Annotated in this window: 29 protein-coding genes and 1 riboswitch; of the genes, 7 read left to right on the forward strand and 22 right to left on the reverse strand. The window is 46.0% G+C overall.

Features of this window, described 5'->3' with window-relative positions; genetic code table 11:
- Nucleotides 1–12 precede the first annotated feature (12 nt).
- The 13 genes from accB to NSQ37_RS18510 all read right to left on the reverse strand — a co-directional run bounded on the left by accB (nucleotide 13) and on the right by NSQ37_RS18510 (nucleotide 8,736).
- Complete coding sequence (accB, locus tag NSQ37_RS18450) at nucleotides 13–492, reverse strand: acetyl-CoA carboxylase biotin carboxyl carrier protein (RefSeq protein ID WP_007408347.1); 480 nt, start codon at nucleotides 490–492, stop codon at nucleotides 13–15.
- A 153-nt stretch (nucleotides 493–645) separates the two neighbouring features.
- Complete coding sequence (locus NSQ37_RS18455; RefSeq protein ID WP_007408346.1) at nucleotides 646–1,296, reverse strand: SpoIIIAH-like family protein; 651 nt, start codon at nucleotides 1,294–1,296, stop codon at nucleotides 646–648.
- A 3-nt stretch (nucleotides 1,297–1,299) separates the two neighbouring features.
- Complete coding sequence (gene spoIIIAG, locus NSQ37_RS18460; RefSeq protein ID WP_033574142.1) at nucleotides 1,300–1,992, reverse strand: stage III sporulation protein AG; 693 nt, start codon at nucleotides 1,990–1,992, stop codon at nucleotides 1,300–1,302.
- Complete coding sequence (spoIIIAF, locus tag NSQ37_RS18465) at nucleotides 1,985–2,605, reverse strand: stage III sporulation protein AF (RefSeq protein WP_003153146.1); 621 nt, start codon at nucleotides 2,603–2,605, stop codon at nucleotides 1,985–1,987. The genes spoIIIAG and spoIIIAF overlap by 8 nt, the downstream gene beginning before the upstream one ends.
- 16 nt (nucleotides 2,606–2,621) lie before the next feature.
- Nucleotides 2,622–3,830: a stage III sporulation protein AE gene (spoIIIAE, locus tag NSQ37_RS18470; protein ID WP_015240197.1), complete on the reverse strand. Its 1,209-nt coding sequence runs from the start codon at nucleotides 3,828–3,830 to the stop codon at nucleotides 2,622–2,624.
- Between the two features lie 32 nt (nucleotides 3,831–3,862).
- Nucleotides 3,863–4,252: a stage III sporulation protein AD gene (gene spoIIIAD, locus NSQ37_RS18475; RefSeq protein WP_071392571.1), complete on the reverse strand. Its 390-nt coding sequence runs from the start codon at nucleotides 4,250–4,252 to the stop codon at nucleotides 3,863–3,865.
- 12 nt (nucleotides 4,253–4,264) lie between these two features.
- Complete coding sequence (spoIIIAC, locus tag NSQ37_RS18480; RefSeq protein ID WP_003153142.1) at nucleotides 4,265–4,471, reverse strand: stage III sporulation protein AC; 207 nt, start codon at nucleotides 4,469–4,471, stop codon at nucleotides 4,265–4,267.
- A 22-nt stretch (nucleotides 4,472–4,493) separates the two neighbouring features.
- A complete protein-coding gene (gene spoIIIAB / locus NSQ37_RS18485) occupies nucleotides 4,494–5,009 on the reverse strand; it encodes a stage III sporulation protein SpoIIIAB (protein ID WP_253612844.1) in 516 nt (171 codons plus the stop codon).
- The gene (spoIIIAA, locus tag NSQ37_RS18490; RefSeq protein ID WP_007408342.1) at nucleotides 5,003–5,926 is read right to left on the reverse strand and encodes a stage III sporulation protein AA; all 924 of its coding nucleotides are present in this window, start codon (nucleotides 5,924–5,926) and stop codon (nucleotides 5,003–5,005) included. The genes spoIIIAB and spoIIIAA overlap by 7 nt, the downstream gene beginning before the upstream one ends.
- Nucleotides 5,927–6,003: 77 nt before the next feature.
- A complete protein-coding gene (locus NSQ37_RS18495; RefSeq protein WP_003153124.1) occupies nucleotides 6,004–6,285 on the reverse strand; it encodes a YqhV family protein in 282 nt (93 codons plus the stop codon).
- 145 nt (nucleotides 6,286–6,430) lie between these two features.
- On the reverse strand, nucleotides 6,431–6,988 hold the full coding sequence (gene efp / locus NSQ37_RS18500) for an elongation factor P (RefSeq protein WP_003153123.1): 558 nt from the start codon (nucleotides 6,986–6,988) through the stop codon (nucleotides 6,431–6,433).
- Between the two features lie 24 nt (nucleotides 6,989–7,012).
- Nucleotides 7,013–8,074: a M24 family metallopeptidase gene (locus tag NSQ37_RS18505; protein ID WP_003153122.1), complete on the reverse strand. Its 1,062-nt coding sequence runs from the start codon at nucleotides 8,072–8,074 to the stop codon at nucleotides 7,013–7,015.
- Nucleotides 8,075–8,205: 131 nt separating this feature from the next.
- Nucleotides 8,206–8,736 (reverse strand): YqhR family membrane protein, encoded by a 531-nt coding sequence (locus tag NSQ37_RS18510; RefSeq protein WP_003153121.1) that lies wholly within the window; start codon nucleotides 8,734–8,736, stop codon nucleotides 8,206–8,208.
- A gap of 221 nt (nucleotides 8,737–8,957) precedes the next feature.
- On the opposite strand from NSQ37_RS18510, the gene NSQ37_RS18515 reads away from it, so the two are divergent.
- The gene (locus tag NSQ37_RS18515; RefSeq protein ID WP_007408341.1) at nucleotides 8,958–9,914 is read left to right on the forward strand and encodes a DUF1385 domain-containing protein; all 957 of its coding nucleotides are present in this window, start codon (nucleotides 8,958–8,960) and stop codon (nucleotides 9,912–9,914) included.
- Between the two features lie 34 nt (nucleotides 9,915–9,948).
- Nucleotides 9,949–10,344 (forward strand): SA1362 family protein, encoded by a 396-nt coding sequence (locus NSQ37_RS18520; protein WP_015240198.1) that lies wholly within the window; start codon nucleotides 9,949–9,951, stop codon nucleotides 10,342–10,344.
- Here the strand turns inward: NSQ37_RS18520 and NSQ37_RS18525 are convergent.
- From NSQ37_RS18525 to NSQ37_RS18535, 3 genes are all read right to left on the reverse strand, one after another.
- Nucleotides 10,341–11,216: a patatin-like phospholipase family protein gene (locus NSQ37_RS18525; RefSeq protein WP_012117971.1), complete on the reverse strand. Its 876-nt coding sequence runs from the start codon at nucleotides 11,214–11,216 to the stop codon at nucleotides 10,341–10,343. The two genes, NSQ37_RS18520 and NSQ37_RS18525, sit on opposite strands and share 4 nt — an antisense overlap.
- 114 nt (nucleotides 11,217–11,330) lie before the next feature.
- The gene (mntR, locus tag NSQ37_RS18530) at nucleotides 11,331–11,759 is read right to left on the reverse strand and encodes a transcriptional regulator MntR (RefSeq protein WP_007408338.1); all 429 of its coding nucleotides are present in this window, start codon (nucleotides 11,757–11,759) and stop codon (nucleotides 11,331–11,333) included.
- 99 nt (nucleotides 11,760–11,858) lie between these two features.
- Complete coding sequence (locus NSQ37_RS18535) at nucleotides 11,859–12,695, reverse strand: lipoate--protein ligase family protein (RefSeq protein WP_015240200.1); 837 nt, start codon at nucleotides 12,693–12,695, stop codon at nucleotides 11,859–11,861.
- Nucleotides 12,696–12,888: 193 nt separating this feature from the next.
- Between NSQ37_RS18535 and NSQ37_RS18540 the strand changes: the two genes are divergently transcribed.
- Nucleotides 12,889–13,269: a rhodanese-like domain-containing protein gene (locus NSQ37_RS18540; protein ID WP_007408335.1), complete on the forward strand. Its 381-nt coding sequence runs from the start codon at nucleotides 12,889–12,891 to the stop codon at nucleotides 13,267–13,269.
- A gap of 53 nt (nucleotides 13,270–13,322) precedes the next feature.
- Here NSQ37_RS18540 and gcvPB read toward each other — a convergent pair whose 3' ends face one another.
- Genes gcvPB through gcvT form a run of 3 tightly spaced genes read right to left on the reverse strand, consistent with a single transcriptional unit; the run spans nucleotide 13,323 to nucleotide 17,252 of the window.
- Nucleotides 13,323–14,798: an aminomethyl-transferring glycine dehydrogenase subunit GcvPB gene (gene gcvPB / locus NSQ37_RS18545; protein ID WP_319936987.1), complete on the reverse strand. Its 1,476-nt coding sequence runs from the start codon at nucleotides 14,796–14,798 to the stop codon at nucleotides 13,323–13,325.
- Nucleotides 14,791–16,137 carry an aminomethyl-transferring glycine dehydrogenase subunit GcvPA gene (gene gcvPA / locus NSQ37_RS18550; RefSeq protein ID WP_059368121.1) on the reverse strand — a complete coding sequence of 449 codons (1,347 nt, stop codon included), beginning with the start codon at nucleotides 16,135–16,137 and terminating at the stop codon, nucleotides 14,791–14,793. Before gcvPA ends, gcvPB begins: the two co-directional genes overlap by 8 nt.
- Before the next feature lie 14 nt (nucleotides 16,138–16,151).
- The gene (gene gcvT, locus NSQ37_RS18555; protein ID WP_032866432.1) at nucleotides 16,152–17,252 is read right to left on the reverse strand and encodes a glycine cleavage system aminomethyltransferase GcvT; all 1,101 of its coding nucleotides are present in this window, start codon (nucleotides 17,250–17,252) and stop codon (nucleotides 16,152–16,154) included.
- A 178-nt stretch (nucleotides 17,253–17,430) separates the two neighbouring features.
- Nucleotides 17,431–17,531, reverse strand: a riboswitch (glycine riboswitch).
- Nucleotides 17,532–17,675: 144 nt separating this feature from the next.
- Here gcvT and NSQ37_RS18560 point away from each other — a divergent pair.
- The 4 genes from NSQ37_RS18560 to sinR all read left to right on the forward strand — a co-directional run bounded on the left by NSQ37_RS18560 (nucleotide 17,676) and on the right by sinR (nucleotide 20,881).
- A complete protein-coding gene (locus NSQ37_RS18560) occupies nucleotides 17,676–19,346 on the forward strand; it encodes a DEAD/DEAH box helicase (RefSeq protein ID WP_025284995.1) in 1,671 nt (556 codons plus the stop codon).
- A 21-nt stretch (nucleotides 19,347–19,367) separates the two neighbouring features.
- Nucleotides 19,368–20,162: a YqhG family protein gene (locus NSQ37_RS18565; protein WP_015240204.1), complete on the forward strand. Its 795-nt coding sequence runs from the start codon at nucleotides 19,368–19,370 to the stop codon at nucleotides 20,160–20,162.
- Between the two features lie 176 nt (nucleotides 20,163–20,338).
- Nucleotides 20,339–20,512 carry an anti-repressor SinI gene (gene sinI, locus NSQ37_RS18570; protein WP_003153105.1) on the forward strand — a complete coding sequence of 58 codons (174 nt, stop codon included), beginning with the start codon at nucleotides 20,339–20,341 and terminating at the stop codon, nucleotides 20,510–20,512.
- 33 nt (nucleotides 20,513–20,545) lie between these two features.
- Complete coding sequence (sinR, locus tag NSQ37_RS18575) at nucleotides 20,546–20,881, forward strand: transcriptional regulator SinR (protein WP_003153104.1); 336 nt, start codon at nucleotides 20,546–20,548, stop codon at nucleotides 20,879–20,881.
- 47 nt (nucleotides 20,882–20,928) lie between these two features.
- Here sinR and tasA read toward each other — a convergent pair whose 3' ends face one another.
- From tasA to tapA, 3 genes are all read right to left on the reverse strand, one after another.
- Nucleotides 20,929–21,714, reverse strand: coding sequence for a biofilm matrix protein TasA (tasA, locus tag NSQ37_RS18580; protein WP_007408329.1), 786 nt, complete (start codon nucleotides 21,712–21,714; stop codon nucleotides 20,929–20,931).
- A 64-nt stretch (nucleotides 21,715–21,778) separates the two neighbouring features.
- On the reverse strand, nucleotides 21,779–22,363 hold the full coding sequence (sipW, locus tag NSQ37_RS18585) for a signal peptidase I SipW (protein ID WP_015240205.1): 585 nt from the start codon (nucleotides 22,361–22,363) through the stop codon (nucleotides 21,779–21,781).
- Nucleotides 22,335–23,006 (reverse strand): amyloid fiber anchoring/assembly protein TapA, encoded by a 672-nt coding sequence (gene tapA, locus NSQ37_RS18590; protein WP_341124451.1) that lies wholly within the window; start codon nucleotides 23,004–23,006, stop codon nucleotides 22,335–22,337. The genes sipW and tapA overlap by 29 nt, the downstream gene beginning before the upstream one ends.
- Nucleotides 23,007–23,170: the final 164 nt, after the last annotated feature.

Here is a 23,170-nt window from a genome sequence, read left to right on the forward strand (position 1 = left end):
TAGCAGGTCTCCTTACTCAGCTTTTACAAGAAATAGAGGTTGTCCGTATTCGACCAGCTGGCCGTTTTCAACTAACACTTCAACGATTTCTCCTTTTACTTCGGCTTCAATCTCGTTAAAGAGTTTCATTGCTTCTACGATACAAACAACTGTATTTTCGCTCACTTTTGAACCTTGGTTTACGTAAGGGCCGGCTTCCGGCGATGAAGAAGCATAAAACGTTCCGACCATCGGAGACGTAATTTTGTGCAGGTTTTCGTCTTGTTTCGGCGCTTCCTGAGCAGGAGCGGCTTCACTCGCTTCCGGTTTTGCAGCCTGCGGAGCAGGTGCGTAAGCGGCGGGAACGGCTTGGGCTTGTCCCGTTACATTCACTGCCGGCGCTTCATTTTTTTTCAGTTTGAGACTTACGCCTTCAATTTCGTAAACAAATTCGTCGATGGAAGATTCATCGATTCTTTTTATCAGTTCATGAATTTCGTTGATTTTTAACATCAGTTTCCACTCCTATGTATAAAAAATAGAAATTTATGGGTTGCTACTAAAAGTACATACTATGTTTATCTTACAGGAGCGCTTGTGTAAATTCAACACTGATCTAAAATGACATCAGAAAAGCCCGCAGCGGGTGCGGGCGGTTCAGGTCTCTTACTTTGTCGGTTCAAACGTGACGGCGACGTCTTTCATCGTCTTGATTTCTTTTTCCACCAGGTCAATGATAGCGGAAGCTTTTGCGTTTGAATGTTTGTCAGACATGACGGTAATGTTGATTTTGTCTCCTTCAGCATCCACGAGCGCATCTTTGTAGCCTTGTGTTTTAATCAGCGTTTCCAGCTGTTTTTCCGTCCCTTCAGCATTGCTCAGCGCCGTCATTTTATCGTAGGCTTCGCTTTTTTCCTTTGCGGTCGCATCATCGCTTGAAACAATGCTGTTTAACTGTTCCCTTTCTTTGCTTCTCGCGTCTTCAAGCTCCATGCGGTATGCGGTAAATAAGTTTTCATCAGCTGTTTCTGTGGCGACCGATCCGTCTTTGTCCGATGCTTCGGCTGATGTTTCTTTATCCTCTTTTGTGCCTTTAGAATCTTTCGTTCCTTTTGTGCCGTCTTCTTTTTCCGTGCCGCTTCCGCTCTTATCTTTCGTTTCAGGAGCCGGCGTTTTTTCAGTGGCGACTTCTCCGCTGCTTTTTTCGCTTTTCATCTGCACGGCATTTTTGCTTTCCGGCGACATAATATAATAAACACTTAATACCACGACAAGACTGAGCATTGTTAAAAGCCAAACCGTTTGTTTTTTCAGCATGATTTATGAATCCTCCTTGATTTTTTTAGGGGCAACCGCTACACGGTAGCTCGGAACATCAAGCACCCTTGTGACGGCATCAATGATGGTTTTTTTTATTTGAACGTTGTCCACTCCCTGAGCGACAACGAGTACACCGCGGATATCGGGCTTTTTCGTCTGGACGACGACCGGGGTTTCCTGGTCCCCGTTTCGAATCATGACAATTTGTTCTTCAGAGGTTTGATCGGTTACGCTTCTTTTGCCGCCTTCTTTATCGGTTTCTTCAGTGGTGGTGTCTTTTTTCGTTTTATTTTTCTCAAACACTTTCAAAGATGTTGCGTCTACGTTTACGACAATTGAGACATCCTCCACGCCGATAATCGTTTCAAGGATTTCTTTCAGCTGGTTTTCATAGTCTCTTTCGTAATCATCGATCGTGGTTTTTGCGCTGCCGTCTTTCGATGCCTTAAAAACGGGTGCGCTTTTTTGCCCGCTTTTGTCTTCCGTTCGGCCGGACATGACGGTCTGCACCGCTTGGTCCTTCCCGGTTTTCTCCGGTGAAGAGAACAGCTGGCTGACCAGCATAAAAGATACCCCGAGCACAAACACGAACAGAAAGTAATGATATTTTGTCAGTTTTGGTTTTTCTCCGTCTTTCGCCTGTCCGATCATCAGCTGTTTTTTGAGTATGGTCCATAGTCCGTTTTTATTCATGGCCGTTTTTCTCCCCGCCTTCCATATAAACCGTAATTTTCTCACTGCCGATTTCCCATATATCCGCAAGTTTTTCTTTGATGTCTGCGGCCTCTTTTTTGTCGGCTGCGCCTTCCGGTTCGTATTTGCGGTCTGTGCGGATGTCGATCGGTGCGACGGTTTGCACGGTTTTTTCAGAAGATGGGGCCATATACACGCTGATCGTTTTTACATCTTCTTCTGAACGAACCTGTTCTTCCGCTGTAAGGCGGATGTCGTCTATTTTGTATTCGTCATGACTGAACATCTCCTCCGCTTTCTTTTTTAGTTGGACAGCCATTTCTTCTAAAACATATGCGCGGTTTGATGCTTGTATTTCTTTTTTTTCTGATTTAATTTGATTTTTTATATCAGCGGATTGAGATTGCTCTTGTTTTGTCAAATAATCGAAGATGATTTCCGGGTCTGTTTTGAAAAGTTTGAATATCGGGTTGAGCATGACAATGATTAACAGCAGGCTGACAACCATCTTGGCGTATTTTTGCATACTGGAGCTGGGCAGCAGCATGTCGATAACGATGGCGAATAAGATAAATAAAATAATGCTTGTCAGCCATTCTGTTAAAAAGCTCATATCCAATGGGCCTCCTTTATTTCATCATCATGGTGAGGTTGCCTGCTGTAATAATGACTGTGATGCTGAGGAAAAACATGAGAGAGACGATGGCGAGCGCCGCGAAAATATACAGTACGCTTCTGCTGATGACGCCGAGGCACGTAATGACGGGCCCGCCTCCGAGCGGCTGCAGAATAGCGGCCGCGAGCTTATAAATAAAAGCGAGCGAGAGCACTTTGATCGCCGGAAACGCGGAGATGCAGATCAAAATTCCGACTCCGAGGATTCCCACGGTGTTTTTTAATAGGAGCGAGGCGCTGATGACCGTATCCGTCGCATCCGTAAACATCCGGCCGAGTACGGGAATAAAATTGCCTGTTATAAATTTTGCAGTCCTGAGCGTAATCCCGTCCGTCACGGCAGCCGAAGCCCCCTGTACGGAGATGACGCCGAGAAACACGGTGAGAAATACGGCAAGCGCGCCGATCGCGATATTTCTGAGCAGATTGGCAAGCTGCGTGACTTTATATTGATCCGTCATCGTGCTGACGATGCTTAAAATCGCTGACAGGAAGATAAGCGGCATGACGATGTTTTGAATGAGAAGGCCGCTCGTATTCATCAGAAATAAAATAACGGGGTGAAAAAAAGCTGCGGAGACGGCTCCCCCGGAAGACGCCAAAAGCGCGAGTAAAAGCGGGATGAGCGCGAGAATGAAGCTTGTCATCGTCTGGATCGCTTCACTGGCATAATTGACGGCAACATGAAAGCTGTTTAAAGCGAGAATAATCAGCACCATGTAGACGATTGCATAAGCCACTTTGCTGACGGTGCTCTGCTGGAACGCATTTTGCAGGAGCTGCAGAATGACACAAAAAATGGTGAGAAGAATCAAAGTTCCCAGAAGCTTTCCGTTTGCGAGCACTTCATGAAACAAGTATGAAAATAAAGCCTTCAGCCATGCCTCCGGCGAGAACGTTTTTTCTCCGTTAATAAAGTCGACGATGCTTCCCTTTTGGCTTTCAGGCAGAAGACCGCCGTATTCTGTCATGATGTCGTCCCAAAACTTTCCGATGCCTTCTGTTTTCAGCGCTTCGGCCTGCTTTTTCGCCACTTCATCAGCGGATTCTTGGTGAACTGCGGTTTCCTGCGACGCACCGTCTGTTCCGGCAGCTTGTACACATTCAGTCTGAAAAAATAAGAGGATGAACAAAAAAGCTCCCGCCCACCGAAAGCGCTTCATTTTTTGTGTCCCCCTTTCCATTTTATTTATGATCAAGAAGGAATAAGTCCGAGAATCGTTTCAATAATGACGGTGAGTATCGGCACGGCCATTACCAGTATCAAAATTTTTCCGGCCAGCTCTATTTTCGAAGCAATCGCTCCCTGGCCCGCATCCTTTGTCAGCTGCGCTCCGAATTCAGCGATGTAGGCGATGCCGATAATTTTTAAAATGGTTTCCACATAGACCATATTGACATTTGCATTGACGGCTATTTTTTCTATCATTCTGATAATGTCGTAAATCTGGTCGATGAGATAAAGAAAGATCACGCAGCCGCTGAAGACGACAATCATAAACGCGAAAGTCGGTTTCTGTTCTTTTACGATCAGGGAGAGAAATGTGGCGATCAGGCCTAAACCTACAATTTGAACAATCTCAATCTGTAAGCCCCCCTATCCTTGGAATAGAAACACAGCTTTGATCTTTTTGAACAGGTCATCGACAATCGTCGCCACCATAAATAAAATATAGATAAAGCCAAGCAGCGTCACCCATTGGGCGTATTCTTTTTTTCCCATTTGGTCAAGTATGGTGTGCAGAAACGCAACCACGATACCGACTCCGGCGATTTGAAAAATGACATTTACGTCGACTCCCATTTTATGTTTGCTCCCCTCATGTTTACATCAATAGAAGAATGAGTAACAGTCCGGCTAAAAATCCTAAGCTTTTCACCATTTTTTCATTTTTCGCCTGCGCCCGTCCGGCATCCGCTTCCGCCGCTTCCAAATGTGTAAGCGCAAGCTTGATATGTTTCTGCTGAGAAACACGGTCATGGAGCCCGAGCGTCTCTCCGAATTGCTTCAGCACCTCATATTCGCTTTTTTTCATCGCCATGGACGACCAATTATGTTTCAAGCTCTGTTCCCAAGCCGTTTTGGCGGAATCGCTTCCCTGCTCAAGCCTTCTGCTGAAAGCTTGAAACAATAACGATACAGGTTTGGAAAGCTGTGCAGCAATTTGTCCCGAGGCGGTATGCAGCGGTGTATGCCCGAACATGATTTCCGCTTCAAGCGATTGGAGCGCCGCGCGCAGCTGACGGATCTGCCTCGGCCTTTCTATATACATTTTGGCGATCTCAAATCCGGTCCAAGTCGTCGCTGTCAGAATAAACACGGCACCCAAAAGCTTCAGCATGTCATCACGCTTTCAGCATGCGGAACAGGTTCCCCGTCCTTTCCGTACATCCTGCTGATCGTTCCCGGACCGCGGCGCCTTGACAGTTCAACATACCGGTCAAACACGTTTTCCTCCCAAAGCATTTTCAGCGACGGCCTCTTTACCAAGTCTTTCATATTCCACCCGTGCGCAGATACGATGACGGATACGCCCGCATGGAGCGCCTCCAGCAGCGCTTGTGAGTCTTCCATTCTCCCGATTTCATCCACAATTATGACATCAGGACTCATAGAGCGAATCATCATCATCAGCCCTTCCGCCTTCGGACAGGCATCAAGGACATCGATTCTGCGGCCGAAACTGTGCTGGGGAATGCCCCGCAGGCAGCCGGCAATTTCCGAACGTTCATCTACGATACCTGTCTTTTTTGCGGGTATGCGTTTTGATCCGGTGCTGGAAAGCCGGGCCAAATCACGAAGCAAGGTCGTTTTCCCCGTTTGCGGAGGACCGATGATCAGCGTATTCAGCCAGTTTTCTTTCCATAAGAAAGGAATGAGCGGTTCTGCGATTCCCAGCTTCTCCCGGGCGATTCGGATATTAAAAGAAGTAATATCCCGGAGTCCTTTGACGGCTCCGTTTTCGACGATGACTCTTCCGGCCAGCCCCACACGGTGGCCTCCTCTGATTGTGATATATCCTTTTTTCAGCTCTTCTTCTAGCGTGTACATACTGTAATTGCTGAGCCGGCTGAGGATCAGCTGTGCGTCGCCGGCCGTACAGACATATGACAAATACAAAGGTTGTCCTTTTTGGATCAGTTCAACCGGCCTGTCGACGCGGATTCTGATTTCTTCTGTATCCCGCCTCGCTTCTTCGGGCACGGCGGAGATGGCATCTCTCAATAATTCAGGGAGAACCTCTGTAATCTCATTCAATAGAGTCTCCTCCTTTTTTACCGATTGGCTTCTCTAAAATGTATGATCCGGGACAGACTTTATGACACCCCGGCCCTCTATTTATGCACACCGGCCAAAATCAGCACCACTCCCGCAAAAATCAATATTAATTTTGCATATGAGAGCTGTCCGGCAATCTGATAAATGCCGATCGTCATTGTGATGATAAAGATCAGCGGGCCGACGATTGCCAAAATACTATTCACCACAACCGCCTTTCTGATGTCGTTTGTCAAAAGCATGATAATAGCGGCCGATAATTCAATGAGCGAGGACAAAACTCGTAAACCGGCCATCGTTAAAACAGTAGAATTGATTGAACCGAACAAAAATTTCATTGCAATCCCCCAACTTCAAGCATTTTGTTACACTATATGCTCTAGCTGACGGAAGTAGTCTCACTATTTTCATATAGAAGAAAGATTCAGGCAGAACGCAAAAAAAGCCTGCCCCGTAAAAGGAGCAGACTCCGAATTTCTTTGACTACGCTCTTGACACGTAAGAGCCGTCTGATGTATTTACAACCAGCGTATCGCCTTCGTTCACGAAAAACGGTACGTTTACGACAAGACCTGTTTCCGTTTTGGCAGGTTTTGTGCCGCCTGACGCCGTGTCGCCTTTAATTCCCGGCTCTGTTTCAACAACTTTCAGTTCAACTGTGTTCGGCAGTTCAATACCGAGCGTTTCAGACTGATACATCATGATGTGCACAGACATATTTTCCAGAAGATATTTCAATTCTTCTTCGATTTGGTTTTCGTTCAATTCAAGCTGTTCATATGAGCTTGTATCCATGAACACGTGCTGATCGCCGTTGGCATAAAGATACTGCATCGTTTTTGTTTCGATTTGAGCTTTCGCGACTTTTTCACCTGCACGGAATGTTTTCTCCTGAATAGCGCCCGTGCGGAGGTTACGCAATTTAGAACGGACAAATGCCGCTCCTTTTCCCGGCTTTACGTGCTGGAAGTCAACGACGCGCCAAATGCCGCCGTCTACTTCAATCGTTAGTCCTGTACGAAAATCGTTAACTGAAATCATGTTTGATGTCCTCCTATATTCCGATCACAAAATAATTAATTCTTTAGGGGAATGCGTAATTGTCCGGTTGCCGTCCTCAGTGATGATGATATCATCTTCGATTCTTGCGCCCCCAACTTCCGGTATGTATATGCCCGGCTCAACCGTTACCGCCATGCCCGGCTCAAGAACGGCCGATGACCTGAAAGACAGCCCCGGTGATTCATGGACTTCCATTCCAAACCCGTGTCCTGTCGAATGGCCGAAATACTGTCCGTAGCCTTTTGCGGTGATGTGATCCCTCGTCAGGGCGTCCGCTTCTTTTCCCGTCATGCCGGGTTTAATATGCAGGACACCAAGCGCTTGGGCATCGTATACGACCTGATAAATCTCTTTCAGTTTATCACTTGGCTCTCCGACCGCGACGGTGCGTGTGATATCAGAACAATAGCCTTTATAATAAGCGCCGAAATCGAGCGTGACCAAGTCTCCCTTTTCAATCAATTTGCCGCTTGCCACTCCGTGGGGAAGGCTGGATCTGACTCCCGAGGCGACAATCATATCAAAGGAAGAGCCGTCTGCTCCTTGACGTCTCATATAAAATTCAAGCTCGTTTGCAACTGAAATCTCTGAGATGCCCGGTTTGATAAACGTCAGAATATGTTCAAACGCATCATCCGCAATCTTCGCAGCTTCCTCTAATATCTTAATCTCTTCACTTGACTTAATCAAGCGCAACTTTTCAACGGAATCCGCGACGGGAACCATCTCCGCTTCCTGCAGCACCGCTTGGTAGGATGCATATGTTCCGTACGTCATGCTGTTTTGCTCGAAGCCGAGTTTTTTAATGCCGTACTCAAGAATCGTATCCGCAGCCGTTTGGATTAAGCTTCCGCCGTGCTCGATAATGTCAAAACCCTTCACTTGCGTCTTCGCCTGCTCGGTGTAACGGAAATCCGTGATAAATGCCGCACGTTCTTTCGATATGACCGCAAGGCCTGACGAACCCGTAAATCCCGTCATATACTGCAGATTGGCGGAGCTTGTCACCAACATTCCGTCTATATCCAGCTGACCGAAAAGATTTCGCAATTTCTCAAGTTTCATTCCCTTTCTCCTCCTCGCCGATTCTTGACTGCCGCCTGACAACGCGGGAGCATCCCCGCCCGGTTTTCAGCATAAAAAATGTTCACTTCTCGTGAACATTTTACCATACCGGACAGGGATTATACACTTATTCACTTGTTGCCGAGCGCCCTTGCAAGCTTGTCTGACGTAAGTTCATTGTAGTTGAAGGAAATTGAGTAGCCGACAAACAAACCGTACAGAATGTAAAGGCAAAGCGTCGTCACGATTGTATCTGATTTCAATTCAGTGACGGATTTCACATCTTCGAAAATCGGATTGAATAAGAAAAAAACCGCACACCATAAAATGACGCCGTACACCATCCCCGGCCACATGGTTTTAAAACGTTTCAGGCAGACGAAATAAATAAACGCCCCGGCAATTGAAATGAATCCGATGACAACGATGCTGACCATCGTGCCGAGCCATTGTTTTTTCCATTCTCCGATCATAAACGGCTGAAGAATCATGTTGGGGCTGATCTCTGAAAAATGAAAGACATACCCGAGATAGCCGATCAAACTCCAAAATACACCGCCGGCAAATCCGATACCGCAAATTCTGCCGGTAAATGAAACAGGCTGCTGATCATCATCCTGCTTCTTTTTTTCTTCCTGTTCTGAATGTTTTTCGCTTGTCATCATGGCACCTCCAGTCATAGATTGCCCCAAAATTGAAAAGTCATAAAAAACTGCGCCATATTTTCATTCAATGAGTAAAATCTAAAGAAACGGGGTATACTGCATGTAGAAAAAGCATTGATTTTCCGGCTGTCTAACTAGAGGTTTACCGCGGTTTCCTGTACAATAGAGTGAAAGGAAATGGTTAGTAAATCCTAAAAAAACAGGCAGGTTGATAAACAATGTCCAAACAAAAAACGCCCCCTGCTTACGGCGGGCAGGCTGTCGTTGAAGGGGTCATGTTCGGCGGCAGAAAAAATTATGTTACCGCCATCCGCAGGAATGACGGAAGCATTGATTTTTTCAAGCTTCCGAGAGTGCCGAACGCCAAGCTTTCGGCTTTAAAAAAGATTCCTTTTTTGCGGGGAATCGTCGCCATCATTGAGGCGAGCGCCAACGGCACAAAGCATTTAAACTTTTCCAGCGAACGTTACGGGCTTGACCCTCAAGATGACGCCAAGCTGGAGCAGGAAGATAAGAAGGGTTCGGGCTTATCGATGTTTTTCAGCCTGGCGGTGATCGGCGTTCTGTCGTTTTTGTTCAGCAAATTCGTTTTTACGCTCGTCCCGGTCTTCTTAGCGGAGCTTGTAAGGCCCGTCTTTTCCTCAGACGCCGCGCAGATCGGAATCGAAAGTCTGTTTAAGCTTATTCTGCTTCTCGGCTACATTTATTTTTTATCAATGACGCCGTTAATTAAAAGAGTGTTTCAATATCATGGAGCCGAACATAAGGTCATAAACTGTTATGAACAGAATTTGCCAATTACAATAGAAAATGTTCAGAAGCAGTCACGGCTTCATTACCGTTGCGGTTCAAGCTTTATTTTATTTACGATCATTGTCGGCATGTTCATCTATTTACTCGTTCCGACAGATCCGCTTTGGGTGCGGATTTTAGACAGGATTGCGCTTATACCGGTCGTTCTCGGCATCTCCTTTGAAGTGCTCCAGCTGACGAACAGAGTGCGGAATATCCCCGTTTTGAAAGTGCTCGGTTATCCCGGCCTGTGGCTGCAGCTTTTAACGACAAAGGAACCGGCGGATGACCAGGTCGAGGTTGCCATAGAAAGCTTTAACGAGCTTCTCAGACTGGAAGACATTTCAGAACAGAGCGAAAAGCCGTCTCACAACGTAATCTGAACCGTTACCGTTATTATTTTGGAGGTGGGCAGTTATGAATCATCGTGTACAACCTTTTTTTGCTGTATTGATAGCGCTTGGCGCATTCGGTTTCATTTATGCGGCGGTAACCAACCCCGGGCAGATGATTTCAAGAGCGATCACCGTTATTATCGCAGGCATCATTATTTATTTTATCGTGAGGACGGTCCTGAACCGCCGCACCGGCCGTGACGGAACCGCTTTCAGAAAAGCGGCCAGACAATCGCAGCTCCGAATGAAGGAGCAAAAAGCGAAGCACCGCGCCGGACACAGAGGCCGGGTCAGCCATTTGCGGAGCGTGCCGAGCAGCAGCAGACCGAAGCCGATGATTCTTAAGAAAAAAAGCCAGACCCAGCTTACCGTCATAGAAGGCAAAAAGAATAAAAAGAAAAACAGAGCGCTTTTTTAATAGCTCCATTGCTTCAAAAATTGCTCTGTTCTGCTTTTTCCTAGCTCAATGAGAGCTAGTTTTTTTTGCGGTGTGAGATGAAACTCCGTCGCCATCACATGTTCCACCGGAATAAAAATAATATTCTGTTCGTACTTTGTCGCGATATGCCTGGCATCATGAGCGTCTTTCATCGTTTCAAACAAAGCCCCGAACAGCTCAAAAGCGTTGCGGATTGATTTTTTCGGGCGCTCTTTTTCGTTGGGCGAAAGCGAAATTCCGATGACCGGCCGTTTGCGTTCTTTTGAATACAGCCAAATCGGGAAATTGCTTAACACGCCGCCGTCAACGACCGTTGAGGTGCCTTTTTCTGTCTTCAGTTTTATCGGTTCAAAAAAATAAGGAATGCTGCAGCTCATTCTGACGGCTCTGGCAACCGGGAACATCTCCGGATTTAATCCGTAGCGGGGAAGATCGTCAGGAAGCACGATCATCGTTCCGTTCGTCAGATCTGAAGCGATGAGACGGAGCGAGCCTTTTTTCAAATCGCCGAACGCGATGATGCCCTTCGCTTTTAATTTATCCGCAATCCATTTTTCCAGCATATCGCCTCTGTATAGTCCGAGGCGCCAATATATCGACACCCACCGCAGGATTTTCAGCGGGAGGAATGAGTATCTCTGATCAAGCAATTGCCTTCCGTCAACCTCATCTATGATGGAATGAACCTCTCTGCTCGTATAGCCCGCAGCGATAAATGCGGCAATAATTGCGCCGGCGCTTGTTCCGGCGAGTCTTTCAAAGCGAAAGCCCTTTTCTTCCAGCGCTTCATAAGCGCCGGCAAGCGCCACCCCCTTTATCCCCCCGCCCGAAAATACGCCGTCAATCTGCATAGCGCGCCCTCTCCCTTCCATCTCAAGGTGTATTATTATTTTAAGAAACGGCTGGGCGAAATAGACCAAAGAATGAAGACATTAAAAAAAGGGCGCCCCATTTCGGACTGCCCTTTATTCACCGGGATTTTCGGTTTTTTTCTGTACGGATTTCAATTCTTTTTTCCGGCTTTCGTCATCTTCGAAATACTGAACGAGGTCGCCGATGCGGTCAATGCTGTTCCAGCTAAGATGATGTTCGATTCCTTCAACATCATTGTAAATCTTCTCTTCATCAACACCAATGATTCTTAAAAACTGCTCAAGCAATTCGTGTCTGTATACGAGCCGTTTGCCGATCTTTTTGCCTTTTGACGTCAATACGAGCCCGCGATATTTTTCATAAATCAAATACTCGTCTTTATCTAGTTTTTGAACCATTTTCGTTACAGAGGAGGGGTGGACTGCCAAAGCTTCCGCGATATCAGAAACCCGTGCATATCCTTTTTCTTCTATCAGCATATAAATCTGTTCAATATAATCTTCCATACTTGGTGTTGTCATAAGTAACCCTCCCAAAAAGCACCTTAACTTTATAAACCATTACAAGTTTACACTAACGGTCATGAAAAAACAAGGATGCTTCCGGTCTGTCAAGCCTTATCAGCGCTTATAATTCCATTCATCAGACGCGTATTTCGTCTCAGCCAGCTCATTGACAAATGCAAGCTCTTCAGACGTGAGTGTGTAAGGCTCAAGATGAATGTTCAGCCCTTCCTCAAAACCGGCTTTAAAAGCGATTCTGGCCTCATCCATCGTTACCCGTTTCGGCGCTAAGGCGTTGATGGCTACCGCTTTGTTTTTGAAATTCCGCTGCATGCGCTCACGGACTCTGTCGCTCGGATATAAAAACAGATCAAACAGCTTATCCTCATCAATGTCAAGCAGGATGGAACCGTGCTGAAGAATGACGCCTTTTTGGCGTGTCTGTGCGCTTCCGGCAACTTTCCGTCCTTCGACGACCAGTTCATACCACGAAGGTGCATCAAAGCAGACGGACGAGCGCGGATTTTTCAAGCTTTCTTTTTCTTTCTCTGTTCGCGGAATCGCAAAGTAGGCATCAAGTCCAAGGTTTCTGAATCCCTGCAGAATACCTTCTGAAATCACCCGGTACGCCTCTGTCACCGTGGCCGGCATTTCCGGGTGATCCTCTGAAACGATTACGCTGTATGTCAATTCTTTATCATGCAGAACACCCCGTCCGCCTGTCGGTCTTCTGACAAACCCGAGGCCGTGTTTATGTACTGCGTCAAAGTTAATTTCCTTCTTAATATTTTGAAAATACCCGACAGACAAAGTTGCCGGATTCCAGCCGTAAAAACGGATCACCGGAGGAATTTTTTTTTGGCTGTGCCAATATAAAAGCGCTTCATCCAGCGCCATGTTAAATGCCGGGCTTTCATTCCCTGAGTCAATAAACCGCCATGTTTCTTTTTCCATACACTGAACCCTTCTTTATCGTTTTAATAAAATCAGTTTAACAAACTGCCTTGAAAATGAAAAATATTTCGTTTCATTAAGGATGACAATCGCTTCATGCTTTACTATAATAGTATTTGTCCCAAAACGTCCGGTAAGCCTTGTTTTCAGGAAGCGGGGCTTTGATTTTATAAGCTAAAGGAGTAGAATCGCATTGTCTAATATGATTGCTTTAATTATTGTTGCGGCGTTTATCGTTTATATGATCGTGTCGTATTTTTACCAGCAGCGTTTAATGAAAACACTTACGGAAGAGGAATTCCGCGCGGGCTACAGAAAAGCGCAGCTGATTGACGTCCGTGAACCGAATGAATTTGAAGGCGGCCATATTCTCGGCGCGCGCAACATTCCGCTGTCACAGCTGAAACAGCGCAAAAGTGAAATCCGTCCTGATAAACCCGTTTATCTGTACTGCCAAAACAATGTCCGCAGCGGACGCGCGGCACAGACGCTCCGCAAACACGGCTGTAAAGATATTTACAACCTGAAAGGCGGATTTAAAAAATGGGGCGGAAAAATTAAAGCAAAAAACTAATCATAAAAAAGAGCTTCCGTATAAAACGGACAGCTCTTTTTTTTTACACCGTGTCAGCGGCTGCCGTCAAGTGTACGTTCGTATTTTAAAACGGGCTTTCTTGCCGCCTTGGTTTCATCCATTCTTTTGACAACTGTTGTATGCGGCGCCTCCTGAACGATTTCAGGCGATTCCTCCGCTTCCCGCGCAATTTGAATCATGGCATCTATAAACGCATCTAGCGTTTCCTTTGATTCCGTTTCCGTCGGTTCGATCATGATGCTTTCTTCAACATTGAGGGGAAAATACACAGTCGGCGGATGATAGCCGAAGTCTAAAAGCCGTTTGGCAATATCAAGCGTTCGTACGCCGAGCTTTTTCTGCCTTCTTCCCGATAACACAAATTCATGCTTGCAATGACGGTCATACGGGAGATCATAATAAGGCGCGAGTCTTCTCATCATATAATTTGCATTTAAAACCGCGTTTTCGGTCACAGCTTTTAAGCCGTCAGGCCCCATGGACCGGATATACGTGTAGGCTCTGACATTAATGCCGAAGTTGCCGTAATAAGGTTTTACACGCCCGATCGACTGCGGCCGGTCATAGTCAAAAGTCAAACGCCCCTCTTTTTTCGTGAGAACGGGTTTCGGCAGATACGGAATGAATTCTTTTTTCACGCCGACCGGACCTGATCCCGGTCCTCCCCCGCCGTGCGGCCCGGTAAATGTTTTATGCAGATTAAGGTGAACGACGTCAAATCCCATATCTCCCGGTCTTGCTTTACTTAAAACGGCATTTAAATTCGCTCCGTCATAATAAAGCTTTCCGCCGGCCTGATGGACGATTTCAGCCATTTCCGTAATGTTTTCCTCAAATAACCCGAGGGTGTTCGGATTCGTCAGCATCAGCGCCGCTGTTTCTTCGTTTACCGCTCTTTTCAAATCTTCAATGTCAACCAGCCCGTGCTCATTTGACTTAACGGTAATCGTTTCAAAACCGGCGACCGTGGCGGATGCCGGATTCGTACCGTGGGCTGAATCAGGGACAATCACCTTCGTCCGTCCGAAGTCTCCCCGCGCTTCGTGATAGGCGCGGATCATCATCAGGCCGGTCCATTCGCCGTGAGCGCCCGCCGCAGGCTGCAGCGTCACCTCGTCCATGCCCGTAATCTCCTCCAAGTGTCCGCTTAAATCGTATAAAAGCTCAAGCGCCCCCTGAACCGTGTCCTCGTCCTGAAGCGGATGAATAGCGGAAAAACCTGGGATCCGGGCAATTTTTTCATTTAATTTCGGATTGTATTTCATCGTACAGGAGCCGAGCGGATAAAAGCCTGAATCAACTCCGTGGTTCCTCTTAGAAAGAGCGGTATAATGCCGCATAATATCGAGCTCTGATACTTCCGGCAGCTTTGCGTCTTCATCGCGGATATAGTCACCGGGAAGAAGGCTTTCAAGCTCTGTTTCCGGCACATCAAGCTCCGGAAGGCTGTAACCGATACGCCCTTCGCGGGACATTTCAAAAATAAGCGCCTGATCTTGATTATTCATGTTGATCCCCCAATCCCGCAATAAGCGAATCGATCTCTTCTTTTGTTCTCAGCTCTGTGACGGCAATGAGCATATGCTGATTCAGTTCCGGATACGCAAGGCCTAAGTCATATCCGCCGATTATGCCGTCTTGCAGGAGCCGCCGGTTTGCTTCCTTGACGGGAAGATTCAGCCTGACGGCAAATTCATTAAATATCGGGCCGTCAAATGCTACGTGCAAGCCGGCTTTTTCCGCTTGGCGTCTCGCGTAATCAGCTTTCAATATATTTTGGCGGGCCATGTCTTTGACGCCGTTTTTTCCGAGCGCCGTCATCGCGGCTGAAGCCGCTAAAGCATTCAGCGCCTGATTTGAACAAATGTTAGACGTGGCTTTGTCTCTTCTGATATGCTGCTCGCGCGCCTGAAGAGTGAGAACAAAACCTCTTCGCCCGTTTTCATCCTCCGTTTGGCCGACAAGCCGGCCCGGCACCTTTCTCATCAGTTTTTTCGTTACTGCAAAATAGCCGCAGTGCGGGCCGCCGAACGCCGCAGGTATGCCGAAAGGCTGCGCGTCCCCGACGACGATATCAGCTCCGTATGCCCCGGGCGGTGTCAAAATACCGAGCGCGAGCGGGTTTGAAGAAACAATCAGCTGGCTGTTTCCTTTATGTGCGAGCGGCTCAATGTCCTTTAACGGCTCGATTTGTCCGAAGAAGTTCGGATACTGGACGATCACGGCGGCCGTTTCATCACAAACGGCATGTTCCAATGCTTCAAGATCTGTGACGCCGTTTTTCGCGGGCACCTCTACAACCTCAATATATTGGCCCTTTGCGTATGTTTTCAAAACATCCCGCGATTCCGGATGAACGGCTGCGGAAATGACGATTTTTTTCTTTTTCGTATGTCCCGACGCAAGCATCGCCGCTTCCGCCAGCGCCGTTCCCCCATCGTACATAGAGGAGTTTGCGATATCCATTCCCGTTAATTCACAGATCATCGTTTGAAATTCAAAAATCGCCTGCAGCTCTCCTTGTGAGATTTCAGGCTGGTAAGGCGTATATGCCGTGTAAAACTCTGATCGGGATATCACATGATCGACGATAACCGGCTGGTAGTGATCGTACACTCCTGCGCCCAGAAAAGATGCATATGTAACAGCGTCTTTATTTTTCGCCGCAAGCTTCGTCAGCTCTCTCGTCAGCTCTGTTTCTGATTTTGCTTTTTTAATTTGGTAGTCTTTTTGAAACCGTACATTTTCCGGAATATCGGCAAACAGTTCATCAATTGTTTCTGCGCCGATGGCTTTCAGCATTTCTTTTTTATCCTGTTCTGTCGCGGGCAAATATCGATGCTTCATATGACTCTCCTTTTTCAGCTCTGTTTTGGACGTTTATAAAACGGTGTGCGGACAATCTTCGCTTTTACCGTTTTTTTACGGATTTCCACTTCTACTTCCGTTCCGACTTCACTGAATTCCGTTTTGATTAAGGCAAGGCCGATATTTTTCTTTAAAGTCGGAGATTGCGTGCCTGTCGTGATTTCACCGATCGGAACACCGTCTTTTTTCACGGCGTACCCGTGTCTCGGAATCCCTTTTTCAATCATCTCAAGTCCGACCAGCTTTCGCGGGGCTCCTTTTTCTTTCTGTTCGCGCAATACAGACTTCCCGAAAAAATCGGAATCTTTCTTGTGTTTCACGGCAAATCCGATTCCGGCTTCAATCGGTGTAATATCTTTCGTCAATTCCTGACCGTATAAAGCAAGCTTCGCTTCAAATCTCAGCGTATCACGGGCGCCGAGGCCGCACGGAACGAGGCCTTCATGCTCTCCCGCTGCAAGTATCTCCTTAAATAGATGAACCGCATCTTCATTGCGGCAATATAACTCAAATCCGTCTTCACCGGTATAGCCTGTTCTTGAAAGCAGGACTTGTCGTCCGGCAACGTCCGCCCCATCAATAAACGTAAACGGCTTTAAGGAGGACAAATCACATTCAGTCAGCTTCGTAAGAACCGACTGAGCATTCGGCCCCTGAACGGCAAGCAGTGAAATCCCGTCAGACTGATTCGTCAGCGTGACATCGCCTTCCGCATGTTCCGTCAGCCAAGCGATGTCTTTTTCAATATTAGACGCGTTAATCACGAGCAGATAGCAGCTCTCGCTTTTCTGATAGATCAGCAAGTCATCGACCGTACCGCCGTCAGGATAACACATGGCGGTATAAAGCGCGTTTCCCGGCTTTAAATCGGCAACGTCATTTGTCATCATTTTTTGCAGAAAAGACAGGGCGTCTTTACCGGATACTTCAACTTCTCCCATATGGGACACATCAAACAGGCCCGCTTTTGTGCGGACGGCTTCATGCTCCTCTTTAATAGAAGAAAATTGAACCGGCAGCTCCCATCCTCCAAAATCAATCGTTTTTCCGCCGTATTCTTTATACACGTCATAAAGCGGTGTTCGTTTCAGCATCATCTTCCCCCTTCAGTCATTGGCGCATTGTAAAAACATATAAAAAAGGACAGAGAAACACCTCATGAAAATGAAGGTTTCTCTGTCCCGGCACCTGAAAGTTTACTTTATGAACATATCATAAAGACGTCCCCTTTGGTGGTCTGCTGCTTCTAAGTGCAGACACTCTCCAGAGTTGCGTCGAGCAAGAGTTCTTTTGCCTGAGAGATTCACTCCGCAGTTTGCTCCTTCGGCGCCCGGACGCCCATCTTTCGTCCGAGTCTCTCCCCTTGCTGTCATTCGCTCATATTTACCAATTTTATGGACATACTAAAGCAATATCTTTTAGTGAAATCATTACTTATATCCTACCACCCTCATTTACGTCCGGCAACAAAAATTATGATAAATCAGTTTTTTAAAAGAAAGGCGGTTTTGTTACATATGACAGCAGAGATCATATTTGATGCAAACTGGCCGGGAGAGTTTTCTGAGCGGCTGAAAACGGACGGTCCCTGGTCAAATTGGGAGATGTACAAATTGTCGGCTGAAGTCCAGCAGACCCTTGCCATTCCTGAATTTGAAGGATTGAGGGCTCCTTTATACCTGCCCGATTTCACTCCGCTTCCCCATCAGCTTGAGGTCGCGCAGAAAGTCGTTGAAAAAATGAACGGCAAGGCGATTTTGGCTGATGAAGTGGGGCTCGGAAAAACGGTGGAAGCGGGCCTGATTTTAAAAGAATATATGATTCGCGGGCTGGCCAAAAAAATCCTGATTCTTGTGCCGGCATCACTCGTTTCCCAGTGGGTGAAAGAGCTTCAGGAGAAGTTTTTAATACCCGCTGTTGAACAGAAGAAAAGCTATGTGTGGGAACAGTGCGATATCGTCGTTTCTTCTATTGATACGGCCAAACGCTCGCCTCACAAAGACATTGTGCTTTCTATTCCGTATGATCTCGTCATTATTGACGAGGCGCACAAGCTCAAAAACAGCAAAACGAAAAATTATGAATTTGCGAGAAGTCTTGTGAAGAAATACTGCCTGCTTCTGACGGCGACGCCGATTCAAAACCGGATCGAAGAAATCTTCAATTTAGTGTCACTGTTAAAGCCCGGCCATTTAGGAAACGAAAGCGGATTTCAAGAAACCTTCAATCAGAAGGACGGGATTGACGCTCATGAGCATTTGAAAGAGCTCGTCAATAAGGTGATGATCCGCAACACGCGGAGCGACACCGGCCTTACATGGACGAAGCGCCATGTGGAAACAGTGCCGATCACCTTTTCACCGACGGAACAGGCGCTTTACGATGACATCGCCGCACTGAAAAACGGCACGGAAAAGCCCGCAAGCGCATTTTCCATTATGACGCTGCAAAGAGAGTGCTGTTCAAGCAGGGAAGCCGTGTATATGACGCTCAAAAAAATGCTTGACCAAAAAGACAAACAAGCGCCCGCATTCGATGATCAGACGATCGCTAATTTAATGGACCGCATCAATCAAGTCACGCAAAACTCAAAAGCGATTCAAGTTGTTGACTTGATCCAAAAGATTAATGATAAAGTCATTATTTTTACTGAATACAGGGCGACACAGATTTACCTGCAATGGTTCCTTCAGCAGAACGGCATAAGCTCCGTTCCGTTCAGAGGCGGATTTAAGCGCGGAAAAAAAGACTGGATGAAGGATCTCTTCCGCGGCAAAGTGCAGGTGCTGATCGCTACAGAAGCCGGAGGCGAAGGGATCAACCTGCAATTCTGCAACCATATTATCAATTATGACCTCCCGTGGAACCCGATGCGGCTTGAACAAAGAATCGGAAGGATTCACAGACTCGGTCAGGAAAGAGATGTCCATATCTACAATATGGCGACAAAACATACGGTGGAAGAGCATATTTTAAAACTTCTGTATGACAAAATTCATTTATTTGAAAATGTCGTCGGAGAATTAGATGACATTTTAACAAAAATCAAAGTGAGCAATTTTGAAGACCATTTGCATGATATTTTATGCCATTCGCTGACAGAGGAAGAAATGAGAATCAAAATGGACAATCTCACCTCTTTTCTGTCGTACGATACGGAAAAGCCCGCCAGAAAAAAAGGATCTTAATCTAAAAGGAGGAAGCGCGACATGAGACAGCAGGAGGTTCACGAATTTTTACTGCGCTTTTTTGAAGCGAACCACTGTCCGATTACAGAACACGGGCCGGGTTTTATGACGGTTCAGTTGACGGTCGAGATGGACAAACAAATTATGAACCGCCCGTTTTATTGGCATTGGCGTGAAAAAACGGGCGGCGAACCGAACCCGATGAAGATCACGTTCATCACTGATAAAGAAACGGCTCCGGAGGATATGGACGGCGAATTTATTTACTTTGGAGCCCCGCGCCTCTTTCAAATCTTTCAAGCAGTTAAACAAAATGGGAGATTTACAAGAATATATGAGAAAATTGTATCAGCCGGAGCCAGAGTGCCGCTTCAGCCCTGGCTTGGATTAAATGTAGTGATTTCATACCAATCCGACATGAAAAAAGACAGACTTTTGTCTTTAGGCCTGCATCTTGTTTCTGGAACAATTATAGAAGGGTTTCAGCAGAAGCTTGCACCGCTTCCGCTGACCTCGCAAATATCAGACTATTGCTTTACCATATCGCCGATGATTAAGCCGGAAAGCGGAATTAAAAGAATGGAGCATTACTTAAAAGACGCTGCCGCCAAAGAGCCGTCAGCCTGGGCTGACAGTGCGATCGCCAGATGGAAAAAGGACCTCGGGCTGCTCGATCAGTTTTATGAGCAGACAGAGGAAAAACCTGAGGAATACCATTTGGAAAAACAAGCGCTGAAAGCCTTATATCAGCCGAAAATTCACATTCAGATTGAAAACGGCGGTTTATTTTTCCTGCAAAGTAATTTTTCTGGATAAGCGTTATCCATTCGACACCTTTCCCGTTTTTTCTGGAAATTCTATATTATAATAAAAGTATATAGAAAAAATTTCTGGCGTTTCGCATGCGATGAATCACTTCCAGACATGTAAAGATAAGGTCATGGGCGGATTGGCTGAAATACATAAACAAGTATTTTAGGAGGAGAAAATGCATGAAAAATGCAAAAATGGAATTTTCGCAATTAGATAAGGAATGGGTTGAGCTGATATTAGAAGCCCAAAAAGCAAATATCAGCCTAGAAGAAATACGCAAATACCTGCTTTCGCATAAAAAGTCTTCTCAACATATCCAGGCAGCCAGAAGTCATACCGTAAATCCTTTCTGAATGTGCTATAATATCACAAGGAAGGTGATGACATTGATTGGCCAGCGTATTAAACAATACCGAAAAGAAAAAGGCTACTCACTATCAGAACTAGCTGAAAAAGCTGGGGTAGCGAAGTCTTATTTAAGCTCAATAGAACGAAATTTACAGACGAACCCCTCCATTCAATTTCTCGAAAAAGTCTCCGCTGTTCTGGACGTCTCGGTTCATACTTTACTTGATGAAAAACATGAAACCGAATACGATGGTCAATTAGATAGTGAATGGGAGAAATTAGTTCGCGATGCGATGACATCCGGGGTATCAAAAAAACAATTTCGTGAATTTTTAGATTATCAAAAATGGAGAAAAGCGCAAAAAGAGGAGTAGTGCCGCCATATGTGCACAACTCCTCTTTTAACTGTCCGACTTTCGGATTAGTTTTTATCCTCACTGTGAGCCTTTTCATTTTCCTTGACGTAACCGTCTTTATCCGTATGATCTTTCGTAATGGTCAAGCCGTTCCATTGCGTTGCTTCAAAAGAGAATTGAAGAGAAATCGCATTGCCTTGGAACTTGTTTTGCACACTTAATCCGTCCGCAGTTTTTGCGGTGTCATTTTTAAATTGGATTTCCATTCTCACCTGGTCATAATCAGCAGGCGTTTTCGGAACTCCGTCGTACTCAGGAGCTGTTTTGCCGTTAATGGTTGCTACATTGACTTTTCCGCTCTCACTCAGGAATTTCGGATCAATGTGCTTGCTGATCGCTTCGGCAGCTGCTTTATCCTGTTTTGTTGACATTAAGTATAAGTCTTTCAGGCTGGCCGCCTTCAAAATGATATTTTTAGGATAGCCGTTGCCCCCTTCTTTACCGACTGTCAGAACCGTAATTTCAAACTGACTGAGGAAATCCTCCGCAGATTCATTTCCTTTCTTTGCTCCTTTAAAGTCAGTAAAATTCAAAGCCATCAGCACTTCTTTAATAGCAAGTGAACCGTTGTTTCTGAATTCAAAATCTTTCGTCAATTTATCACCTGGTTTTAAGTTTGACAAATTGACATTGGCTGATTGTTCTTTAGCCGATAAATCAAGTGTTCCTGACGCAAATGTAGCGTCTGTCGACTTCACATCATTAAATGCGGCCCATGTGCCTCCTCCTACTAATGCTAAACCGAGTGCGGCTGAGGCAACGCCCAAGCTTAATTTCTTTTTCATACCCATGTCTGTACTCTCCCCTTACTTTTTATTTTTGTTATCAAATCCTGTCGCCAGGTTGCAACCGTATTCATGTGGAGATGGTTCCCTTTTTCGCATGTTCTTCCAGCGCTTTCGTTTTCCGCTCAATATCGCGGAGGGCGCTGACAATGACTGTTATTGAGTAAATCAAAAGCATGACGCCGGGAACGATTAACAGAATCGCCGTTCCGATCGGCTGGCTGGCCAAATGTATGACATATCCGGCATACGGAAGCTGATATCCCGTATACTGGGCCGCCACTTTTTCAGCTTGAACGGGTGCGGCATCCGGGGCGGCATTATGGTCCCCTTTTGTCTCAAACAGCAGGTTCCCGTCCTTTTTTGTGATCCCGATTATTCTGTGTGTGACGGCTGTTCCGTCATCTTGCGTAAAGGTGATCACATCCCCTTTTTCTAAGTCATTCACGTCAGAAATTTTCTTTACCGCTATGAGCGAACCCGTCTTAAATTCCGGGTCCATTGAACCCGACAGCACGGATTTCAGCGTATAGCCGAAAATAGCCGGCTCACCCCCGGAAGCCCGGGTCGAAATCACCGTTAACGTCAGCACAATAATCAAGCTGAAGATGACGGCATACAAAATATTACTGATCAATTTCAGCGTTTTTTTCATGTTCTTCCCCGCTTTCTTTTACCGGCTCAGCCGGCTCTTTCTCCGTTTTCTTTAGATCGGAAACGGTCGCCTGTTCCCGGCATTTGACGAGTTTCATCGGTTTTGACCACTCAAATTTTTCTTCGTCCGCCGGATACCCTTCAGGCTTGTAAACCTTGAATGCGTATATGCCCGGCTTCAAAGACCGCTTTGACTCAATTTTATAAATCGTTTTGCTTTTTTTATCAGTAATAAGCCCTTTTTCCACAACATTGCCGTTTCGTAAAGGCTGCTGCTGAGAAGCAATTTTATGGAGCTCCCATTTCCAGTCAGAAACAGTCCGCTCTTTTCCCTTATTCTCCAGCTCGGCATAGAGCTGAAGCGGCGCACACACGGTGCCTGACGTATCAGTTTGATTTGTTATATGTAAATCACTTTGATCCCAGCGTTCGTCATAACGGCAATCGTCATCCGTATATTGAAAATCTCCGCACGTTTGAACCTGGAGACTGAAGCTTTTCACATCATTGAAGGAGGAACTTGTATCACCTGTGAACTGAGCACATATCGTCACGGACAGGCAAAAAATGAACGAAAGCCGTAAAAATAGCATCATCCGCCATCTCACCTTGCCCTTTTTTTCCATTCGCAACAATCGGAACATGCCTTACCCCCTGTAAAACTGTTAATAAATATGACAACCGTTCTCTTTAAAGAACTGTATGAACAAAGTATAATCAAGGATTATCGTCTTGAAAAATGTCAAAATCGGTCAAATTGTTCGTTTTTGAGAATGGTATCTTTTAAAAACAGCGTTTTGCTTCAAAT

The organism is Bacillus sp. FSL P4-0334, from assembly GCF_038004825.1.
Taxonomy (GTDB): domain Bacteria; phylum Bacillota; class Bacilli; order Bacillales; family Bacillaceae; genus Bacillus; species Bacillus velezensis.

Bases quoted from the DNA above. Each gene is read 5' to 3' on its own strand.
- spoIIIAF (WP_003153146.1), bottom strand. From the start codon at position 2,605: ATGAGCTTTTTAACAGAATGGCTGACAAGCATTATTTTATTTATCTTA.
- gcvPA (WP_059368121.1), bottom strand. From the start codon at position 16,137: ATGAAGCATCGATATTTGCCCGCGACAGAACAGGATAAAAAAGAAATG.
- NSQ37_RS18510 (WP_003153121.1), bottom strand. From the start codon at position 8,736: ATGACAAGCGAAAAACATTCAGAACAGGAAGAAAAAAAGAAGCAGGAT.
- NSQ37_RS18535 (WP_015240200.1), bottom strand. From the start codon at position 12,695: ATGGAAAAAGAAACATGGCGGTTTATTGACTCAGGGAATGAAAGCCCG.
- NSQ37_RS18520 (WP_015240198.1), top strand. From the start codon at position 9,949: ATGAATCATCGTGTACAACCTTTTTTTGCTGTATTGATAGCGCTTGGC.
- NSQ37_RS18505 (WP_003153122.1), bottom strand. From the start codon at position 8,074: ATGAAACTTGAGAAATTGCGAAATCTTTTCGGTCAGCTGGATATAGAC.
- sipW (WP_015240205.1), bottom strand. From the start codon at position 22,363: ATGAAAAAAACGCTGAAATTGATCAGTAATATTTTGTATGCCGTCATC.
- NSQ37_RS18515 (WP_007408341.1), top strand. From the start codon at position 8,958: ATGTCCAAACAAAAAACGCCCCCTGCTTACGGCGGGCAGGCTGTCGTT.
- gcvT (WP_032866432.1), bottom strand. From the start codon at position 17,252: ATGCTGAAACGAACACCGCTTTATGACGTGTATAAAGAATACGGCGGA.
- NSQ37_RS18495 (WP_003153124.1), bottom strand. From the start codon at position 6,285: ATGAAATTTTTGTTCGGTTCAATCAATTCTACTGTTTTAACGATGGCC.
- NSQ37_RS18455 (WP_007408346.1), bottom strand. From the start codon at position 1,296: ATGCTGAAAAAACAAACGGTTTGGCTTTTAACAATGCTCAGTCTTGTC.
- tasA (WP_007408329.1), bottom strand. From the start codon at position 21,714: ATGGGTATGAAAAAGAAATTAAGCTTGGGCGTTGCCTCAGCCGCACTC.
- tapA (WP_341124451.1), bottom strand. From the start codon at position 23,006: ATGTTCCGATTGTTGCGAATGGAAAAAAAGGGCAAGGTGAGATGGCGG.
- NSQ37_RS18525 (WP_012117971.1), bottom strand. From the start codon at position 11,216: ATGCAGATTGACGGCGTATTTTCGGGCGGGGGGATAAAGGGGGTGGCG.
- mntR (WP_007408338.1), bottom strand. From the start codon at position 11,759: ATGACAACACCAAGTATGGAAGATTATATTGAACAGATTTATATGCTG.
- sinI (WP_003153105.1), top strand. From the start codon at position 20,339: ATGAAAAATGCAAAAATGGAATTTTCGCAATTAGATAAGGAATGGGTT.
- spoIIIAB (WP_253612844.1), bottom strand. From the start codon at position 5,009: ATGCTGAAGCTTTTGGGTGCCGTGTTTATTCTGACAGCGACGACTTGG.
- NSQ37_RS18565 (WP_015240204.1), top strand. From the start codon at position 19,368: ATGAGACAGCAGGAGGTTCACGAATTTTTACTGCGCTTTTTTGAAGCG.
- spoIIIAG (WP_033574142.1), bottom strand. From the start codon at position 1,992: ATGAATAAAAACGGACTATGGACCATACTCAAAAAACAGCTGATGATC.
- gcvPB (WP_319936987.1), bottom strand. From the start codon at position 14,798: ATGAATAATCAAGATCAGGCGCTTATTTTTGAAATGTCCCGCGAAGGG.
- NSQ37_RS18560 (WP_025284995.1), top strand. From the start codon at position 17,676: ATGACAGCAGAGATCATATTTGATGCAAACTGGCCGGGAGAGTTTTCT.
- efp (WP_003153123.1), bottom strand. From the start codon at position 6,988: ATGATTTCAGTTAACGATTTTCGTACAGGACTAACGATTGAAGTAGAC.
- spoIIIAE (WP_015240197.1), bottom strand. From the start codon at position 3,830: ATGAAGCGCTTTCGGTGGGCGGGAGCTTTTTTGTTCATCCTCTTATTT.
- spoIIIAC (WP_003153142.1), bottom strand. From the start codon at position 4,471: ATGGGAGTCGACGTAAATGTCATTTTTCAAATCGCCGGAGTCGGTATC.
- accB (WP_007408347.1), bottom strand. From the start codon at position 492: ATGTTAAAAATCAACGAAATTCATGAACTGATAAAAAGAATCGATGAA.